This window comes from Microbacterium sp. W4I4 (assembly GCF_030816235.1).
In the GTDB taxonomy this organism is placed as follows: domain Bacteria; phylum Actinomycetota; class Actinomycetes; order Actinomycetales; family Microbacteriaceae; genus Microbacterium.
This window is the reverse complement of sequence record NZ_JAUSXT010000001.1, coordinates 62,499-79,325: the sequence shown is the minus strand read 5'-3', so window position 1 is coordinate 79,325 and position 16,827 is coordinate 62,499. Positions and strand designations below refer to the sequence as shown.

Sequence of the window (16,827 nt, the reverse complement as noted above, 5' to 3'; positions counted from 1 at the left end):
TGTCCCCTCAGACTAGGGCACGGTAACGTGTACGACGTGCACGTACTCAGCGTCAGCTCCCTCAAAGGAGGCGTCGGGAAGACGACCGTGACTCTCGGTCTCGCTTCCGCCGCCTTCGCCCGCGGCATCCGCACCCTCGTGGTCGATCTCGACCCGCAGTCGGATGTCTCCACCGGCATGGACATCCAGATCGCCGGCAGGCTGAACATCGCCGACGTGCTGGAGAACCCCAAGGAGAAGATCGTCCGCCAGGCGATCACCAGCAGCGGCTGGGCGAAGGTGCACCCGGGCACCATCGATCTGCTGATCGGCAGCCCGTCCGCCATCAACTTCGACGGCCCGCACCCCAGCGTGCGCGACGTGTGGAAGCTCGAGGAGGCGCTGGCGACCGTCGAGGGCGAGTACGACCTCGTGCTGATCGACTGCGCCCCGTCGCTGAACGCGCTCACCCGCACGGCCTGGGCCGCCAGTGACCGCGTCATGGTCGTCACCGAGCCCGGACTGTTCTCGGTCGCTGCCGCCGACCGCGCCCTGCGCGCGATCGAGGAGATCCGCCGCGGTCTCTCCCCCCGGCTTCAGCCGCTGGGCATCGTGGTCAACCGGGTGCGCCCGCAGTCCATCGAGCACCAGTTCCGCATCAAGGAGCTGCGCGACATGTTCGGCCCGCTGGTGCTGGCACCCCAGCTGCCCGAGCGCACCTCGCTGCAGCAGGCGCAGGGCGCGGCGAAGCCGCTGCACATCTGGCCCGGCGACTCCGCTCAGGAGCTGGCCGCCGATTTCGACCTCCTGCTGGATCGCATCATCCGCGCCGGCCGCGTGGCCGTTCCGGAGACCGGCGCTCAGGCCTGAGGTCGCGCACAGCCGAGATGCACAGACGAGAAAGCCGCACCCTCGGGTGCGGCTTCTTCTTTCGAGTGGCGTCGCGGCTACGGTCGGTTCCGCAACAGGGGGCCCCGCGCCCAGAGGCTCAAGGCAGCGCGAAGCGATGCCTTGAGTGGGCGTGGGGATCAGGCGGTGCGCTTGGAGCGATGCGCCGCGAGCTCGTCCACCGGGTCAGGTGCAGTCGAGTCGAAGTCGACGAGCGTGGACTCGACCTCGCGCAGGACCTTGCCCACGGCGATGCCGAAGACGCCCTGCCCGCGGCTGACCAGGTCGATGACCTCGTCGTTCGAGGTGCACAGGTAGACGGATGCGCCATCGCTCATCAGCGTCGTTCCGGCGAGATCACGGATGCCTGCGACGCGCAGCTGCTCGACAGCGGTCCGGATCTGCTGCAGCGAGATGCCGGTGTCCAGCAGCCGCTTGACGAGCTTGAGGACGAGGATGTCGCGGAAGCCGTAGAGCCGCTGCGATCCAGAGCCGGATGCGCCGCGGACCGTGGGAACCACGAGCTCGGTGCGCGCCCAGTAGTCCAGTTGGCGGTAGGTGATGCCTGCCGCGCGCGCGGCCACCGCACCGCGATAGCCGACCTCGTCGTCCATCGCGGGAAGCCCGTCGGTGAAGAGGAGTTCGGTGACGAACCGCGGGTCGCCTGTCAGCTCATCCGCATTCATGCGTTGTCCTCTCCCTGAACGATTACCTCAACGCTAGAGCAGCACCCCCGACCCGGCAATGACATCCGCACCGTCGGGAAGGTGTGTCGCAACCCGTTCGTTACGAAAGGGCTCGATCCAGTGCCTGACGCACCATCAGGCTGCGCACCTCGTCGATGTGCGTGGCCAGTTCCGGGGCGAGCTCTGCGGCACGTCCGCGAGATGCGGCATCGGTGCGACGCAGCAGCGTGGACAGCGCGGATTCGATCAGCGCGGCCTCGCGCTCGGCGTTCTGACGGAGGCTCCGCAGGTGCCGTGGCTCGATGCCGTGCCGCGCAAGCGTGACGAGGCCCGCCAGCAGGGACGACGCCTGCTCGGAGTAATGCTCGGACGCCGCGATGAGACCGGCGCTGATCGCGTCGTTCAGCAGCTGCGGCGTGGCGCCGGTGCGGGCGATCAGTTCGTCGCGGCGATGACGCCGCGGGGGCGGGGTGATCGAAGGAGGAGCGATGTCGCCCCAGCCCTCCCCCTTCGCCTCGGCCTCGTCCAGCTGCTCGCGGATGACGCTGAGCGGAAGATAGTGGTCGCGCTGCAGGGTGAGCGCGGTGCGCAGCCGATCCAGGTCGGATGCCGAGAACTTGCGGTAGCCGGACTCCGTGCGCGACGGGCTGACGATCCCCTGCACCTCGAGGAAGCGCAGCTTGCTGGAGGTCAACTGGGGGAACTCCGGCGTGAGACGGGCGAGGACCTGCCCGATGCTGAGAAGCCCTTTGGGCGCGGAGCGCTCGCGGGCGGCACCAGCCGCCGGCATCAGTTGTTCGCCAGGTCGATCGGGGAGGCGAAGAAGTTCATCCGGAACTTGCCGATGCGCAGCTCGTAGCCGTTCTTCAGCTCGCTGCGGTCCACGCGCTCGCCATCGACGTAGGTGCCGTTCAGCGAACGCTGGTCGATGATCTCGAAGACCGAGCCGGATCGCGTGATCTCGGCGTGACGACGCGACACCGTCACGTCGTCGAAGAAGATGTCGGCCTCGGGGTGACGACCCACCGTCGTCACGTCCGCGTCGAGCAGATAGCGGGCGCCGGCGAGTGCGCCGGCGCGAACCAGCAGGAGTGCGGAGCCGGACGGCAGCGCGGCGATCGCCGCGCTCTCGGTCTCGGTCAGGTCTGCGCCGAAGGGCACGAAGGAGAGGTCCGATTCGTGACCGAACGTCTGTGTCGCATCGTGCCGCTGCTCACCGCTGCGGTGGATCGCGCCTCCGGCGCCGATCGTGCTGTCATCTGTCACGGTTCTCCCTCCTCCGGTCCTTCAGCCTATCTGATCGGGTCGGGTGCTCGGGAGGCCGATCTGCCTGTTCTTCGTCATCGGCGGACGGCTCGCGCCCTCGCGCAGAGGATAGGCTTTACGCATGCCACATTACGATGTCGTCATCCTCGGCGCGGGCCCTGGCGGATACGTCGCCGCCGTCCGCAGCGCCCAGCTCGGCCTGTCCACCGCGATCATCGAGGAGAAGTACTGGGGCGGTGTGTGCCTGAACGTCGGGTGCATTCCCTCCAAGTCGCTCCTCAAGAACGCGGAGGTCGCGCACACGTTCACCCACAAGGCCGAGTTCTTCGGCATCTCGGGTGATGTGCACTTCGACTTCGGCGCCGCGTTCGACCGCAGCCGCAAGGTCTCGGAGACCCACGTCAAGGGCATCCACTTCCTGATGAAGAAGAACAAGGTGACCGAGTACGACGGTCGCGGAACCTTCACGGGACCCAAGGCCATCTCGGTCGCCAAGTCGGACGGCACGACCGAAGAGGTCACCTTCGACAACGCCATCATCGCCACGGGTTCCGCCGTGCGTCTGCTGCCGGGCGTGCAGCTGAGCGAGAACGTGGTCACCTACGAGGAGCAGATCCTCGCCCGCGAGCTGCCCGAGTCGATCGCGATCGTCGGCGCCGGTGCCATCGGGATGGAGTTCGCGTACGTTCTGGTGAACTACGGCGTGAAGGTCACGATCATCGAGTTCCTCGACCGTGCGCTGCCGAACGAGGACGTCGAGGTCTCCAAGGAGATCCAGCGCCAGTACAAGAAGCTCGGCGTCGACATCCTCACCTCGACCGCGGTCAAGACCGTGACCGACAACGGCTCCTCGGTGCACATCACGTACGAGACCCGCGACGGCAAGGCCGGCGAGCTCGACGCGGGCAAGGTGCTCATGTCGGTCGGCTTCGCGCCGAACATCGAGGGCTTCGGTCTCGACAAGACGGGCGTGAAGCTCACCGAGCGCGGTGCGATCGACATCGACGACCACATGCGCACGAACGTCGAGGGCATCTACGCCATCGGCGATGTGACCGCCAAGCTGCAGCTGGCGCACGTCGCAGAGGCCCAGGGCGTCGTCGCCGCCGAGACCATCGCGGGCGCCGAGACGCAGACGCTGGGCGACTACCGGATGATGCCGCGCGCCACGTTCTGCCAGCCGCAGGTGGCCAGCTTCGGTCTCACCGAGGAGCAGGCCAGGGCCGAGGGACGCGAGATCAAGGTCGCGAAGTTCCCGTTCAGTGCGAACGGCAAGGCGAACGGCCTCGGCGAGCCGGTCGGCTTCGTCAAGCTGATCGCGGATGCCGAGCACCTGGAGCTCATCGGCGGTCACCTGATCGGACCGGATGTCTCCGAGCTTCTGCCCGAGCTCACGCTGGCGCAGAAGTGGGATCTGACGGCACTCGAGGCCGCCCGCAACGTGCACACCCACCCGACGCTGTCGGAGGCGCTGCAGGAGGGCTTCCACGGCCTCGCCGGCCACATGATCAACATGTGAGCTCGCTCAGCCTCTGACATACGACAGACACAGAACGAGAGCCCGGTCCGCACGGACCGGGCTCTCGTCGTTCCGGCTCACAGGCCTCCCATGGTGACCAGTGCGGCCGCACGCTCGCGCAGCGGCACCGATCCGAGCGCGCGGATGGCGACCTCCCTGGCACGCTGCGCCGGTCGTGACGCGGGCGAGCCCATGTCCATGTAGAACGCGGAGCGGCGCTGCGCTCCGGCGGCGCGTGCGGATGCACGACGTGCATAGCCCCGCAGATCGACCGTTGTGCCGTGCAGACCGTCGATCAGCAGCGGCGCGAGCATCACGGCATCCGCCCAGCCGAGGTTCATGCCCTGCCCGCCGATCGGGCTGACCTCGTGCGCGGCGTCGCCGAGCAGAGCGACCCTCCCCCGAGCCAGGTGGTCGGCTCGGTGCTGCGCGGCGGTGAACGCCGTAGGCGCCAGGCCGTCCGGGATGCGGATGCCGATGTCCGTACGGGCCAGGATCGCCTCGGCGAAGACCTCAGACGTCACCGCGTCACCGCCGTCCGTCCGGCGAATCACCCATCGACGCTGTCCCGCAGGCAGCGGGAACGACTCCACCAGGCCCCCGGGTTCGCAGTGGATGCGCGCCAGTCGGTCCTCCCCCGGATCCGGGATGTCGATCATCGCGTAGTGCGCGGAACGGCCCCGACGGATCCAGCCGACGCCCGCGGCCCGCCGCAGTGCGCTGCGCACGCCGTCCGCGACGACGAGGAACGGTGTCGGCAGCTCCCCGTCGGTCGTGCGCACGCGCACGCGGGAGCCCTCGTCCCGGAATCCGACGACGGCGGTGCCGGACCGGATCGTGCCGCCGAGCGCGTGCAGCCGGGCACGCAGCAGGGCGTCCGTGCGGTGCTGCGCCAGGGTCAGCACCGGGCGTGCGGCTCCGAAGGGCACGGCGGCCAGCATCCGCCCTCGGGCGTGCACCTCGCCGCCATCGAGCGCGACGGCCTCGGCACGCACCGCCGCACCGATCCCCGCGGCATCGAGAGCCGCGAGCCCGGGCGGATGGATGCCGATGGCGCGGGAGCGCTCGTCCGCTCCGCGTCGCCTCTCGATGATGAGCACCTCCGCGCCACGGCCGGCGAGCAGGCAGCCGAGGAGCAGCCCGACCGGACCCGCGCCGGCGATGATCGCGTCAGGCATCGCTCTTCTCCGGATGCAGGTCGCGGGCGCGCAGCAGCAGGCGGGACGGCATCCGCTGTTCGACGCTCCAGCCGTCTCCGGCGGCGACTGCCAGCTCGTCGGCGGTGAAGGAGCGACGGATGCTGGTGAGCCCGTCCGGCCGGATGAACGAACCGGCCAGCACGGTGCGGGCCAGCGGCAGGGTCGCCGCCGCGAACAGCGCGTACGCGGTGCGACTGCGGGCGATGTCGCCGTGCAGCACGGCTCCGCCCGGCGCGCGCAGACGGAGCGAGTCGGACAGCACGTCCGAGAGCAGGCCCGGTGTCAGGTGATGCAGCACGTGGTTGGAGATCACGAGATCGAAGACCTCACCCTCCGCGACCAGATCGGAGGTGGACGCGCACCGCCAGCGCAGGCCGGGCGGACCGTCCTGCGCGGACGCCCAGCGGACCGCGCGTGGATCGACGTCCAGCCCCGTCACCTGCGCATCGCAGCCGTCCCGGTGCAGCCGCCGGGCGATCAACCGGGTCAGGTCTCCCCCGCCGGCGCCGATGTCGAGCACGCGTAGCCTCCTCCGGCGGGCGAGCGGGCGGATGTCGCGCCGGTACACGCCGCGCCAGCCGGACACCACCGCGTTGACGAGCGGGAAGAGCGCGTAGGTGCGATCGAGCATGGCCTGATCCGCGTCGGGCTCGTCCATCAACTCCCGCGCGCCGACCGCACGTGCCGTCAGATCCGGGATCATGCTCCGGGAGTCAGCACGGTGAGCATGGCGCTCTCGGCGGTCAGACCAGGGCCGAAGGCCATCGCCGCGACCCGGTCGCCCGAACGGGCCTCGGCGCTCTCGAGGATGTGACGCAGCACGAACAGCACCGTCGCGCTGGACATGTTGCCGTACTCCCGCAGGATCTCGCGGGCGGGATGCAGCTGCTCGTCGCTGAGGCGCAGGCGCTCCTGCACCCGGTCGAGGATGCTGCGTCCGCCGGGATGGATGGCCCAGTGCGCCACCGGTTCCCCGATACGGTCGTCGTCGAACGCGGCTGCCAGCTTGTCGTCGTCGCTCCACAGCGGGCGCAGCGCGGCGCGGATGCTCTCGCCGATGATCTGCGGAACGGCCGTGGACAGCACCATCTCGAACCCGCTGTCGCCGATCGTCCAGGCCATGTCCTTCTCGCCCTCGAGCGCGATCGCCGTGCGGAAGCGGTCCAGGCTGAACGCGGGTGCCGCCGAGTCGAAGGATCGCGCCGTGACCAGGCCCGCGGCCGCGCCGTCGGAGAACAGCGACGAGGCGATGATCATGTCGGGATCCTCCGCGGAGCGCAGGTGCAGCGTGCACAGCTCCACGCTCACGACGAGCACCACGGCATCCGGGTCGGCGAGGCAGAACTGCCGGGCGGCGCGCAGCGCCGGCATCGCGGCGTAGCAGCCCATGAATCCCAGGTGGTAGCGCTCCACGGAATCGGACATCCCCAGTGCCCGCACGATCTCGAAGTCGGGCCCTGGGGCGTGGAAGCCCGTGCAGGAGACGGTGACGACATGCGTCACATCGGCCGCGGTGAGGTCGGGATCGGCGTCGAGCGCACGACGGGCGACCTCGATGAAGAGCCGGTCCGCCTCGCGGATGTAGATCTCGTTGCGCGCCTTGGTGCCCGGCGCCAGCAGCTCGCCGCTGGCCCGGTCGTAGAACAGCGGCGTGGAGGTCTCGGCATCCAGCGAGAGCTCCTCGAGCACCGTGTGCCGCGTCTCGATCCCCGATCCGTTGAACGATGCGGTCACCAGGCGCTTGGCCAGCCTGCTCAGCTCGGGCTGCCCGGCGAAGACGTCGCGCACGGTCTCCTGATCGAGCGGGACGTCGGGGACGATGGTCTGCAGGGAACGAAGCTGCACGGTGGGGCCCATGCGGTCATTCCACCATCCGCCGCACTCCGGCGGAAGGGGCTTGCGCCCGTGGGGTCCGCTCTGCGAAGCACCCCTGTTCTGCGAGGCGTCCTGAGGATCCGGGCTCAGAGCCCGAGCGCGCGCGCCAGCTTCGAGCCGGAGGACGGCGGACGACCACCGGCGGCGAGCACGGCCCGCTCGACGGCGGCGAAGAACTCCTCGCGCCCCGCGTCATCGACCGGGGCCGCGGGCCCCAGCTCCATCTCCCACTCGCGCCATTCCCGGCGGATGCCGCTGCCCAGGTCGGTCGCACGCACCCGGTCGTCGACGAATTCGGCGATCACGCCCTGCGCGCCGCTCAGCTGGTAGGCCGTGCGGGAGTTCTCGATGCGGGCGATCGGATGCAGCTCCTCGGCGGTCCACTGCGCGACCGTCGCCGCGACGGCATCCGGCATCCGGTCGTCGTCATCCAGCGGCCAGCCGAGCTCGAGCCGGCCGTCGCCCTGTCGAGGTCCCTTGATGTGCCAGCCGGCGTCGGGTCCGCCCGTGCGACGACGCAGCGCGACGCCGTTCAGCGCCAGGGTCCGTTGTGCGGTGTCCAGGTAGCGGGCGTCCAGTTCGCGAGGCTCTCCCTCGCTCACCGCGGTCACCCCGGGGACGCTCCCCCAGTCCGGCAGAGACGTGTCGGCATCGGCGTCGTACTTGCGCTCGACCTCGAAGGTGCGCTGCGGGTCGCCGGATGCCGTGGGATCGGTCGCCACCTGCTCAGCCGTCGTGGTTCTGGTTCGCATTCGGCGAGATGTCGTCCTCGGACTCGATGAAGCGGAACGCCACCTGGGTCGGCCCGTCGTGCGCGCCCGTGTTCGACGCGTCGCCCTCGCGCCGATACCTGAGCTGAGTCTCGCTGTAGGGCAGGATCAGAGAGTCCCGCGTCTCATCGTCGAGCGGAATGATCTGCCCGTCGAGCGGGCCGCCGTGAAGTCGTGCGAGTGCCATGTGCTCACCCTAGCCCTCCGCGTCGACGCCGTCGGGATCGCATGCCGTCCGATGTCATGTCATCGAGATCGCAAGGACCGCGCCGAGGATCATCCACGGCCCGAACGCGATCCGCGTGGACCGGTTCGCCTTCTTCAGGAGCATGAGCACCAGTGCGAAGAGCGCCCCGAGCAGGAAGGCCGCAGCCGCCCCCAGCAGCAGGGTCCACCAGCCGTGCCAGGCCAGCACCAGGCCGATCACGGCGGCGAGTTTCACGTCTCCACCGCCCATCCCCTGCCGGGACGCCAGGTGCATCGCCGCGTAGAAGGCCCCGAGGACGAGCGCTCCCAGAAGGGCGCGCAGCATCCGCCCGGCATCCGCCGTCGCCAGTGCCTCGACGATCACCAGCACGATCAGGGCGCCGAGCGTCGGCAGCACGATGCGATTCGGCAGCCGGTGCGTGCGGGCGTCGACGACGATCAGCCACACCCCCACCGCGACCAGCGCCAGGTGCACGATCAGCACGGCGACGGCGTGAAGGGTCATGATCGCAGGCTAGGCGAAAGCCCGCACCTTCCGCGGAGGGCTGTGGATAACCTCGGGCGCAGAGACCCTCACACGTCGAGGATGTCGAGATCCACCGTGATGACGTCCCCCGCCGCGATCCCCTGCGCCTGGCGCACCTGCTTCTTCAGCGGCAGCACGAACGCGGATCCGCTGAAGAAGATCGAGGTCGTCCAGACCGTGAGCCCGATCCGCGCCTGCACCCGCAGCGAGCCGAAGCCGCGCCGCGGACTGGGCAGCTCGCGGATCTCGCCGGAGAGCTCCTCGGGCAGCGTCGCGAAGAACCAGGATTCCGTCCGGGCATCCCAGAGCGTGACCTCGCTCTCGAACTCGATCTGCATCCTTCCAGCCTAGCCCGCACCGCGCACTCTCGATGTCGGATGTGCGATCTAGTCTTCGAAGTGGACTTGAATTATTCGAATATTTCTTCGAGGATGGATGCATGGGGATCGGAACGATCGCGGCGCTCTCCCCCGCCGATGAGCGGGCGGGGGACATCCTCCGCCTGCGCCGGGAGATCGGGCGCATGCAGCGTCGTCGCAGCGACGATGCGACGCTGCCGCTGCATCCCGTGCTGCAGGATCTGCTGCCCGAGCGCGGCCTGCAGACCGGAGCGGTGTACTCGGTCTCCCCCTCGCCGAGTCTGATCTTCGCACTGATGAGCGCCGTCTCGCAGCGCGGCAGCTGGTGCGCCGCCGTGGGCATGCCCACCCTCGGGCTGGAGGCGGCCGCGGGCTTCGGCATCGACCTGTCGCGGCTGATCCTGGTGCCCGCGCCCGCCGAGCGCTGGCTGGCGGTGGTCTCCGCGCTGGCCGAGGTGGTGCCGCTGATCGCGGTCCATCCCGGCACGTCGGTGCGCGATGCGGATGCCGCCAGGCTGGCCGCGCGGTTGCGCGACCGCGGCTGCACGGTGCTGACCACGTCGACCTGGCCGCAGAGCGAAGGGCTGATCAGCCTGCACGATCCGCACTGGGAGGGTCTCGGCGAGGGCTGGGGACTGCTGTCGGAGCGCACGGTGACGCTCACCGCCCAGACCCGGTCGACTCCGCGCCCGCAGAGCCTGCGGGTGCAGCTGCCCGGTGGGCTCGGAGCGATCGAGGCGGCTCCGGTGACCGCGAAGGATTGGGCCCCTGAGCTCGTCGAAGGGTCCGAGCCCGCCTACCCGCGCTGGGCGGTGGCGTGATGGATGCCAGCGTGGATGCCGCAGAACCCGTGCGGATGCACGTGCTGTGGTTTCCGGATTGGCCGCTGCGTGCGGCACTGGGCGCCGCCCCGCCGCATCCGCCCACTGCCCTCGTGCACGGCGGGGTCGTCACCGCCTGCACGGAATCCGCACGGGCGCACGGCGTGCGCGTCGGCCAGCGCCGCCGACTCGCGCAGAGCAGGATGCCGTCGCTGCGGATGCTGCCGCACGACCCTTCGCAGGATGAGCGGGCCTTCCTGCCCGTGCTGCGTCTGATCGAGGAGCATGCTCCCGGCGTGCACCTGCTGCGTCCGGGGCTCGCCGCGCTCCGCTCCCGCGGCATCTCGCGCTATCACGGGGGCGAGGAGGGAGCCGCCGCCGCGCTGCGCGGCATCCTCGCCGAGGCCGGGTACGCCGAGACGCGGATCGGCGTCGCCGACGGGATGTTCACCGCCGAGCTGGCCGCGCGCGCGACCACGGCGGAGCACGCCTGGTCGGTGATCCCCTCACGCGAGGCCAGGGCGTTCCTGGCCCCGCTGCCCCTGCAGGTGCTCGGCGAGCCGGAGCTGGCGGATCTGCTGCGCCGACTGGGGATCACCACGCTCGGCGAGTTCGCCGCACTGGAGACCACGGCGGTGCGGGAGCGCTTCGGCGAGCACGGCGCGCGTCTGCACGCCCTCACCCGCGGCGCGGATTCCCGGCCGCTGACCCCGCGTCCTCCCGACCCGCAGCTGGCCAGGGAGGCCGCCTTCGAGACGCCGCTGGGGCAGTCCGATCAGATCGCCTTCGCCGTGCGGCAGACGGCGGATGCCGTGATGCTCGCCCTCGCCGACGCCTCCGTGGTGTGCACCGAGGTGCGCATCGACCTCACCGACGACGACGGGGCGGTGTCCTCGCGCACCTGGCTGCATCCGACCTGCTTCGACGAGGGCGACCTCGTCGACCGGGTCCGCTGGCAGCTCGAGGCGCTCGCGGCGGAGTCCGCGCGGGCGGCGCAGTCCGGGGAGGATGCCGATGCCGCGCACGCCTTCCGTGGGATCGTCGCCGTGCGCATCGTCCCGGTGGCGGTGGACGATGCCGCGCATCACCAGATCGGCCTGTTCGGCTCCGGGACGGATGAGCGCCTGCACCATGCCGTCTCGCGGGTGCAGACGATGCTCGGGCACATGGCCGTCACGACCGCCGCTGTGTCGGGCGGCCGTCTGCTCGCCGATCGGCAGGTGATGACGCCGTGGGGCGAGCGTCCGGTCATGGAGCGCGACCCCGCCCAGCCCTGGCCGGGGAGCCTGCCGGATCCGCTGCCCGCCGAGATCTTCGTTCCCCTGCGCCCGGTGCGGGTGACGGATGCCGAGGGCGCTGCCGTCGTCATCGGCGAGCGCGGCGAGATGCCGCATCCGCCCGCTCTCATCGACGACAGCGAGGTGATCGGCTGGGCCGGCCCCTGGCCCGTGCACGAGCACCGCTGGGATGCCGCGCGCAGCCGATCGGGACATCGCTTCCAGCTGCTGGACGCCCAGCACCGCGCCTGGCTGGTGCTGCACTCCGATGACGGCTGGTGGGCCGAGGGGCGGTACCGCTGATGGGCTTCGACAACCCGAAGCTGCCCTGGTCCCAGCTGGCGCGGACGCTGAGCGCCCCCACCGATCCAGCACTGGCGGATCCGATACCGGCATCCGCCGAGCCCGCCGCGCATCGCGAGACGCCCACCCCGTTGAGCAGGCACCGGCCGCCGGCATCCCGGCCCGCCGTCGTACGCCCCGAGGACGCGGTGCCCTACGCCGAGCTGCACGCGCACTCGTCGTACTCCTTCCTCGACGGGGCCTCCTCCCCCGACGACCTGCTGGCCGAGGCCGAGGGTCTGGGGCTGACGGCACTGGCGATCACCGACCACGACGGCTTCTACGGTGCGGCGCGCTTCGCCGAGGCCGCCGAGCTCACCGGCGTGCAGACCGTCTTCGGCGCGGAGCTGTCGCTCGGCGAGCCTGCTGATGGGTCCCTAAGCCTGTCGAAGGGCCTGAGCCTGTCGAAGGGGCTGGGCCGCACGGGCACTCCCGACCCGGTGGGCGAGCATCTGCTCGTGCTGGCGGACGGTGTGGAGGGGTATCACCGGCTGGCCGGGGCCATCACCCGCGCCCAGCTGCGCGGCGGCGAGAAGGGACGACCGCGCTACGACCTGGACGATCTGGTCGCCAGCGCCGGAGGGCACTGGACGATCCTGACCGGATGCCGCAAGGGCGGTGTGCGCCGCGGACTGGACCAGGGCGATCCCGGCACGCCGCTGCGCCGGCTGGTCGACCTGTTCGGGCAGGACAGGGTGGCCGTCGAGCTGCTCGATCACGGCGACCCGCTGGACAGTCGCCGCAACGACGCTCTCGCACGCCTCGCCGGAGAACTGCACCTGCCGGTCGTCGCGACAGGCAACGTGCACTATGCGACGCCCGAGAAGGCGGGACTCGCCGAGGCCATCGCCGCGGTGCGGGCCACCCGCAGCATGGACGACCTGGACGGCTGGCTGCCCGTGCATGCCGCCGCGCACCTGCGCAGCGGCGCCGAGATGACCGCGCGGTTCCGCCGCTATCCCGGCGCGATCTCGAACGGGCTGCGCATCGCCGCCGAGAGCGCCTTCCCGCTGCGCAGGGCCAAACCCGCCCTGCCGCAGCAGGAGGTGCCGGCGGGCGAGACGCCGATGAGTCATCTGCGCGCGCTGGTCTGGGCGGCGGTCCCGGCCAAGTACCCGCGCATCGACGACGCGGGGCGCCGCCGCATCGAGCGCGAGCTGAACGTCATCGCCGAGAAGGACTTCCCCGGCTACTTCCTCATCGTGCACGGCATCGTCGAAGAGGCCAGGCGCCGCGGCATCCTCTGTCAGGGTCGCGGATCGGCCGCGGCGAGCGCGGTCTGCTACCTGCTGGGCATCACCGCGGTCGATCCGATCCTGTACGGCCTGCCGTTCGAACGCTTCCTCGCCACCACCCGCAACGAGGAGCCGGACATCGATGTGGACTTCGACTCCAGCCGTCGTGAGGAGATCATCCAGTGGGTCTACCGCACCTACGGCCGCGAGCGCGCGGCGCAGGTGGCGAACGTCATCCAGTACCGGCCGAAGAACGCCGTGCGCGACATGGCCAGGGCGCTGGGGCACTCCCCCGGTCAGCAGGACGCCTGGTCGAAGCAGGTCGACGGCTGGGGCGCGGGGATCGAGGCCGCGGAGGGCAATGACATCCCCGCCGACGTGCTGACGTACGCGGGCGAGCTGCTGAAGGCGCCGCGGCACCTCGGCATCCACTCCGGCGGGATGGTGCTCACCGCCCAGCCGGTCGGCGAGGTGGTGCCGGTGGAGCACGCCCGCATGCAGGACCGCACGGTCATCCAGTGGGACAAGGACGACGCCGCCTGGATGGGCCTGGTGAAGTTCGACCTGCTGGGGCTCGGGATGCTGTCGGCACTGCGGCACTGCTTCGATCTGATCGAAGAGACGACGGGCGAGGTGTGGACGCTGGACGGCATCCCCAAGGAGGAGGCCGCGGTGTACGACATGCTCTGCCGGGCCGATTCCATCGGGGTGTTCCAGGTGGAGTCCCGCGCGCAGATGGGGCTGCTGCCGCGCCTGCAGCCGCGGGAGTTCTACGAGCTGGCCATCCAGATCGCGCTGATCCGCCCCGGACCCATCCAGGGCGGGGCGGTGCACCCGTTCGTGCGGCGCAAGCTGGGCCAGGACACGGTGACCTATGCACATCCGGTGCTCGAGCCGGTGCTGGAGCGCACCCTGGGCATCCCGGTCTTCCAGGAGCAGCTGATCCAGATGGCGACGGTGCTCGGCGACTGCACCGCCGACGAGGCCGATCTGCTGCGCCGGGCGATGGGCTCCAAGCGCGGGCTGGAGAAGATCGACAAGATCCGGGAGTCCCTGTACACCGGGATGCGCGAGAAGGGCCTGAGCGAGGAGATGTCCGACCGCATCTACGCGCAGATCCAGGCGTTCTCGAACTTCGGGTTCGCCGAGTCGCACTCGCTGTCCTTCGCGCTGCTCGTCTACGCCAGCTCCTGGCTGAAGCTGCACTACCCGGCGGCGTTCCTGGCGGGGCTGCTGCGCTCTCAGCCGATGGGGTTCTACTCGGCGTCCTCGCTCACCTCCGACGCCCGCCATCACGGCGTGCAGGTGCTGCGACCGGACCTGCACGCCTCCGCAACCCTGGACGGCCTGGAGCGGATGGAAGACGGCACGGAACCCACCGGCCTGGACTCCTGCCTGCTCGTGCCGCAGCCGCCGGTGGGCGCGTTCGACCGCACAGCGCCCGACGAGTCGGCCGCGCACCGCCGCGACGGCCGGTTCGCCGTGCGGCTGGGGCTCAGCGGCATCCGCGGGATCGGTGCGAAGCTGGCCGAGCGGATCGTCTCCACACGGGACGAGCAGGGGCCGTTCCGCGACCTGCACGATCTGGTGCGGCGCACGGATGCCACCGCGAGCCAGCTGGAGGCGCTGGCCACCGCCGGGGCGTTCGAGTGCCTGGGCCTGAGCAGGCGCGAGGGGATCTGGCTGGCGGGAGCCGCCGCCGAGGACCGCGCGCGCTTCCTGCCCGGCACGGCCGTGGCCGTGCAGCCGCCGCTGTTCGCGGATCAGAGCGGGTACGAACGGCTGGCCGCGGATCTCTGGGCCACCGGGGTGTCCACCGACGACCACCCGATGGCGCACCTGCGCGCCGCGCTGACCGAGCGCGGGGTGCTGACCTCGGCCGACCTGCGCAGCCACGAGGAGGGACGGCGCATCGAGGTGGCCGGCGTCGTCACCCACCGGCAGCGGCCGGCCACGGCCAGCGGCGTCACCTTCCTGAACCTGGAGGACGAGCACGGGCTGGTGAACGTGATCTGCACGACGGGCGTATGGGCCCGCTACCGGCGGGTCGCCCGCGACTCCCCAGCACTCATCGTCCGCGGCATCCTGGAGCGCTCACCCGAGGGCGTCGCGAACGTGCTGGCGGATGCCTTCGAGGACCTGCGCACCGGCCTCGCGCACCGTTCGCGGGACTTCCGGTGACACGCGGATGCCCTGGTCAGCGCGCCACGATCGGCACGGACCAGATCGTCTCGGTCTCCCGGTAGCCCTCGCGTGTGTACAGCCGTCGCGCGTTCTCGTTGCTGCCGAAGACGTTCAGCGCCAACACGTCCGCTCCGGCGCGCGCCGTCTCCTCGGCGGCCGCACGCAGGGTCTGCGTGCCCAGACCCTGCCCGCGGCGGTCCTCGTCCATGGCGATGTCGTAGATGAACGCCACACCCTCGCCGAAATGCACCCACAGCATGCCCGCTCGCCGATCGTCGCGATCGCGCACGACCCACAGCCTGTGGCCCGGTGTCCGCGGGCCCTCCGGCAGCAGTTCGAACATCTGCTCCTCCGCGACGCGTCGGGCGGCCTCGATCGTCGGCTCCGAGCCCGAATCGAATCGCTCCTGCGCGTACTCCTCGTCGGCGACGGCCCGGAAGGCCGAGTAGTCCGCGTCGCCCATCGGATGCAGCCGGATGCCCTCAGGTGCAGGGACGCCGGCCACGGCGACACGCATCTTCGTCGCCACGCGCGTGGCGCGCGCGGCCCCGACGAGCGCCGCCACCCTGCCCTGGCCCGCATAGGCGCTGACACTCCAGGCCCCCGACCAGCCGGCCTCTCCCGCGAGCTCCTCGAGCAGGCGCCACACCGCCGCGGGGTCGGTCTCGTGCGTGAGCAGATCAGCCAGCACGATCCGGTACTCGTCGGGCATCGCCCAGACGATCGTGGCGCCGTCCTCGGTCGTCCAGATCTCGCCCTGATCCGTCTCGGGGACCGCGAGTTCGCGGCGCTCCGCCGACGCCTTCGCGGCATGGGCGCGCCCGACCGCCGCCGTGAGCAGTTCACGCCGACGGGCGGGTTCGGTCACCGGAATCCAACTCACCAGAAGCGATCCTTCGGCTCGGTGGGCTTCTTGTCGGAGCCTCCCCAGCGCCGCGCCTCGGCCTTGGCCGCGTCGACCGCGGTGTCGGCATCGCGCAGCGCCTCCTCGGCCTCGACGGCCGCCGGCCGCTCGGGCTCCCCCGGTCGCTTCTTGTCCATGACCACACTCTAGGCACGGTTGAGTGCCGGCGGGCGGGATCGTCACTCCTCCGTGGGCTGCGCCCAGGGCTCATCTCCGGGCGCGATCTCCTGCGCCATGTCCCGGACGAAGCGGATGACGACATCGCGTTCCGCCGGGGTGAGGCGTGCGGCCGCATAGAAGCGCTTGGCCTGCTGGCGTCCCACCGTCTCCATCGCCGCCTGGTGCGTCTCCGGGGTGATGGAGATCGCGAGCGCCCGCCGGTCGGTCGGGTGAGGCGCGCGGATGATGTGCCCTCCGCGTTCGAGTCGGTCCAGGAGCTTGGTGGTCGATGCCGACGATATTCGCAGATGATGCGAGATGCCGCCCGGGGTCGCGATGAAGTTCTGGTGGGCGCACACGATCAGATAGTGCAGCGCCCGCATGTCGGTCTCATTGAGCCGCATGTAGCGCCGGGAGGCCTCGGAGAGGTGCTCCTCGGCTTCGCGGAGCTGCCCCAGCGCCGCCATCAGCTCGCTGATCTGACGGATGTCAGGAGCAGCCATTCCGGTGCGATCGATGAGGATCTGCTGAGGATCGCTGGAGTCGACGTCGTACACCGAGACGTCCTGATCCTCACCCATGTCGTCATCATAGCGAACTCACGCCTCGTTGCTTTCTCGCTTGGCTAGCA

The 16,827-nt window shown here is 70.6% G+C and carries 18 protein-coding genes; 5 read left to right on the top strand and 13 right to left on the bottom strand.

All coding sequences use genetic code 11. The features are described from left to right. Positions 1-36: 36 nt before the first annotated feature. The gene (locus QF046_RS00420) at positions 37-849 is read left to right on the top strand and encodes a ParA family protein (RefSeq protein ID WP_307365073.1); all 813 of its coding nucleotides are present in this window, start codon (positions 37-39) and stop codon (positions 847-849) included. Between the two features lie 158 nt (positions 850-1,007). Here QF046_RS00420 and QF046_RS00415 read toward each other — a convergent pair whose 3' ends face one another. The 3 genes from QF046_RS00415 to QF046_RS00405 all read right to left on the bottom strand — a co-directional run bounded on the left by QF046_RS00415 (position 1,008) and on the right by QF046_RS00405 (position 2,801). Continuing rightward, complete coding sequence (locus tag QF046_RS00415; protein ID WP_307365071.1) at positions 1,008-1,553, bottom strand: MerR family transcriptional regulator; 546 nt, start codon at positions 1,551-1,553, stop codon at positions 1,008-1,010. 100 nt (positions 1,554-1,653) lie between these two features. Beyond that, entirely contained in the window at positions 1,654-2,343 is a 690-nt protein-coding gene (locus tag QF046_RS00410; protein WP_307365069.1) for a MerR family transcriptional regulator, read from the bottom strand. Next, entirely contained in the window at positions 2,343-2,801 is a 459-nt protein-coding gene (locus QF046_RS00405) for an FHA domain-containing protein (protein WP_373425745.1), read from the bottom strand. The genes QF046_RS00410 and QF046_RS00405 overlap by 1 nt, the downstream gene beginning before the upstream one ends. A 139-nt stretch (positions 2,802-2,940) precedes the next feature. Between QF046_RS00405 and lpdA the strand changes: the two genes are divergently transcribed. After that, positions 2,941-4,338, top strand: coding sequence for a dihydrolipoyl dehydrogenase (gene lpdA / locus QF046_RS00400; protein ID WP_307365065.1), 1,398 nt, complete (start codon positions 2,941-2,943; stop codon positions 4,336-4,338). 77 nt (positions 4,339-4,415) lie between these two features. On the opposite strand, the gene QF046_RS00395 is transcribed toward lpdA, so the two are convergent. The 7 genes from QF046_RS00395 to QF046_RS00365 all read right to left on the bottom strand — a co-directional run bounded on the left by QF046_RS00395 (position 4,416) and on the right by QF046_RS00365 (position 9,253). Next, a complete protein-coding gene (locus QF046_RS00395) occupies positions 4,416-5,516 on the bottom strand; it encodes an NAD(P)/FAD-dependent oxidoreductase (RefSeq protein ID WP_307365063.1) in 1,101 nt (366 codons plus the stop codon). Next, the gene (locus tag QF046_RS00390; RefSeq protein ID WP_307365060.1) at positions 5,509-6,240 is read right to left on the bottom strand and encodes a methyltransferase domain-containing protein; all 732 of its coding nucleotides are present in this window, start codon (positions 6,238-6,240) and stop codon (positions 5,509-5,511) included. Before QF046_RS00390 ends, QF046_RS00395 begins: the two co-directional genes overlap by 8 nt. Then, a complete protein-coding gene (locus QF046_RS00385) occupies positions 6,237-7,394 on the bottom strand; it encodes a type III polyketide synthase (protein WP_307365058.1) in 1,158 nt (385 codons plus the stop codon). The genes QF046_RS00390 and QF046_RS00385 overlap by 4 nt, the downstream gene beginning before the upstream one ends. A gap of 104 nt (positions 7,395-7,498) precedes the next feature. Next, the gene (locus QF046_RS00380) at positions 7,499-8,134 is read right to left on the bottom strand and encodes a CYTH domain-containing protein (protein ID WP_307365056.1); all 636 of its coding nucleotides are present in this window, start codon (positions 8,132-8,134) and stop codon (positions 7,499-7,501) included. A 4-nt stretch (positions 8,135-8,138) separates the two neighbouring features. Continuing rightward, positions 8,139-8,369 (bottom strand): response regulator, encoded by a 231-nt coding sequence (locus QF046_RS00375; RefSeq protein WP_307365054.1) that lies wholly within the window; start codon positions 8,367-8,369, stop codon positions 8,139-8,141. A gap of 54 nt (positions 8,370-8,423) precedes the next feature. Next, positions 8,424-8,894, bottom strand: a complete 471-nt coding sequence (locus QF046_RS00370; protein ID WP_307365052.1) for an A24 family peptidase — start codon at positions 8,892-8,894, stop codon at positions 8,424-8,426. A gap of 68 nt (positions 8,895-8,962) precedes the next feature. Further along, entirely contained in the window at positions 8,963-9,253 is a 291-nt protein-coding gene (locus QF046_RS00365) for a DUF1905 domain-containing protein (RefSeq protein ID WP_307365050.1), read from the bottom strand. Positions 9,254-9,354: 101 nt separating this feature from the next. On the opposite strand from QF046_RS00365, the gene QF046_RS00360 reads away from it, so the two are divergent. The 3 genes from QF046_RS00360 to QF046_RS00350 are packed head-to-tail and all read left to right on the top strand — an operon-like array spanning position 9,355 to position 15,130. Further along, positions 9,355-10,095 carry a hypothetical protein gene (locus QF046_RS00360; RefSeq protein WP_307365048.1) on the top strand — a complete coding sequence of 247 codons (741 nt, stop codon included), beginning with the start codon at positions 9,355-9,357 and terminating at the stop codon, positions 10,093-10,095. Positions 10,096-10,106: 11 nt separating this feature from the next. Continuing rightward, the gene (locus QF046_RS00355) at positions 10,107-11,675 is read left to right on the top strand and encodes a DNA polymerase Y family protein (RefSeq protein ID WP_307365045.1); all 1,569 of its coding nucleotides are present in this window, start codon (positions 10,107-10,109) and stop codon (positions 11,673-11,675) included. Continuing rightward, positions 11,675-15,130, top strand: a complete 3,456-nt coding sequence (locus QF046_RS00350; protein WP_307365043.1) for an error-prone DNA polymerase — start codon at positions 11,675-11,677, stop codon at positions 15,128-15,130. The genes QF046_RS00355 and QF046_RS00350 overlap by 1 nt, the downstream gene beginning before the upstream one ends. Before the next feature lie 16 nt (positions 15,131-15,146). Here the strand turns inward: QF046_RS00350 and QF046_RS00345 are convergent, their stop codons facing one another. From QF046_RS00345 to QF046_RS00335, 3 genes are read right to left on the bottom strand one after another with little or no spacing between them, the layout of a single operon-like run. Next, a complete protein-coding gene (locus tag QF046_RS00345; protein ID WP_307365042.1) occupies positions 15,147-16,016 on the bottom strand; it encodes a GNAT family N-acetyltransferase in 870 nt (289 codons plus the stop codon). Continuing rightward, the gene (locus QF046_RS00340; protein WP_307365040.1) at positions 16,013-16,174 is read right to left on the bottom strand and encodes a hypothetical protein; all 162 of its coding nucleotides are present in this window, start codon (positions 16,172-16,174) and stop codon (positions 16,013-16,015) included. The genes QF046_RS00345 and QF046_RS00340 overlap by 4 nt, the downstream gene beginning before the upstream one ends. Before the next feature lie 42 nt (positions 16,175-16,216). Further along, positions 16,217-16,777, bottom strand: a complete 561-nt coding sequence (locus QF046_RS00335) for a MarR family winged helix-turn-helix transcriptional regulator (protein ID WP_307365038.1) — start codon at positions 16,775-16,777, stop codon at positions 16,217-16,219. Positions 16,778-16,827: the final 50 nt, after the last annotated feature.